The sequence below is a fragment of the Streptomyces sp. FH025 genome (assembly GCF_017427025.1).
Classification (GTDB): Bacteria; Actinomycetota; Actinomycetes; order Streptomycetales; family Streptomycetaceae; genus Kitasatospora.
In genome coordinates this window covers 1-1,695 of record NZ_JAFLNG010001076.1, presented here as the reverse complement: position 1 = coordinate 1,695, position 1,695 = coordinate 1, and the positions used below count along the sequence as shown (strand labels likewise).

The following is a 1,695-nucleotide window of genomic DNA, read 5'->3' as shown; positions in this document are numbered from 1 at the left end:
GCCATCGCCGCACGCGCCGCCTCCGGGCTGGGGCCCGCGGGCGCCGCAGAGGCCCCGACGGTGGAGGTGCGGCGGGTGCGCGGATCGACGCCGGCGGGTGCCTCACGCAACTGCGGCACCAGGCTCGCCTGGCGCACCCGGCGGGGCAACTGCTCAGGGCCGTCGCCGAATTGGGAGAAGGCAGTCCGGGGTTCACCGGCCCCGGGCCACGCCTCCGCCGGCACGGGCGCGGTCACCGCGCGGCGCGGCTCCAACTGCGGCTGCGGCTGCGGCTGCGGCACGGACGGTGCGGCAGGGGCCGGAGCACCGCCGGCGGGCGGGAAGCTGCGCGGGATCGGCCAGGCGCCCGGCGCGGGTGCGGCGGGCGCGGCGGGCGCGGCCTGGACGGGCGGTGCCTGAACGGGCGGTGCCTGAACGGGCGCGGGCGCCGGGGCCGGCACCTCCATCGCCGGGGCGTCTCCCCCAGGCACAGCCACGGGCACGCCCACCGGGGCGGCCATCGGCGCCGCCATGGGGGCGGCCGCAGCGAACCCGCCCGCCGTCGCCCGCCGCTCCAGCTTGTCCAGACGCGCCTGGAGCGACAGCTCGTCGCTGTACGCGCCCGGCAGCATCACCCGGGCGCAGATCAGCTCCAGCTGCAACCGCGGCGCCGCGTTGCCGCGCATCTCGGTCAGCCCGGTGTTGACGAGGTCGGCCGCCCGGCTCAGCTCGGCCGCGCCGAACGCGTCCGCCTGCGCCTGCATCACCGCGATCCGGTCGGCCGGGGCGTCGATCAGCCCCTTCTCCCCCGCCTCCGGCACAGTGGCGAGGATCACCAGGTCGCGCAGCCGCTCCAACAGGTCGGTGACGAAGCGGCGCGGGTCGTGCCCGCCCTCGACCACCCGGTCGATCACCTGGAACACCGTCGCCCCGTCGTGCGCGGCGAAGGCGTCCACCACCTCGTCCAGCAGCGCCGAGTCGGTGTACCCGAGCAGCGCCGTGGCCATCTGGTAGGTGACGCCCTCCTCGCCGGCGCCGGCCAGCAGCTGGTCCATGACCGACATCGAGTCACGCACCGAGCCCGCGCCGGCCCGTACCACCAGCGGGAACACCGGGTCCTCGACCTGGATGCCCTCGCGTCCGCACACGTCCGCCAGGTAGTCGCGCAGCGTGCCGGGCGGGACCAGCCGGAACGGGTAGTGGTGCGTCCGGGACCGGATCGTCCCGATCACCTTCTCCGGCTCGGTGGTCGCGAAGATGAACTTGAGGTGCTCCGGCGGCTCCTCGACCACCTTGAGCAGCGCGTTGAACCCGGCCGAGGTCACCATGTGCGCCTCGTCCAGGATGAAGATCTTGTACCGGCTGTGCACCGGCGCGAAGAACGCCCGCTCGCGCAGCTCGCGCGCGTCGTCCACACCACCGTGCGAGGCCGCGTCGATCTCGATCACGTCGATCGAGCCGGGCCCGCCGGTCGCGAGGTCCCGACAGGACTGGCACTCCCCACAGGGCGTCGGAGTCGGCCCCTGCTCACAGTTCAGGCAACGGGCCAGGATGCGCGCGCTCGTCGTCTTGCCACAGCCACGCGGCCCGCTGAACAGGTACGCGTGGTTGACCCTGTTGTTGCGCAGGGCCTGCTGGAGCGGAGCGGTCACGTGCTCCTGCCCGATGACCTCCGCGAAGGTCTCGGGGCGGTAGCGGCGGTACAGGGCTAGGGAC

1 protein-coding gene is annotated in these 1,695 nt (G+C 74.6%); it reads right to left on the bottom strand.

The annotated features are described in order from the left end of the window. Positions 1 to 1,695, bottom strand: a 1,695-nt coding sequence (locus J0670_RS37430) for a DNA polymerase III subunit gamma and tau (RefSeq protein ID WP_207817234.1), incomplete at both ends; no start/stop codon positions are given.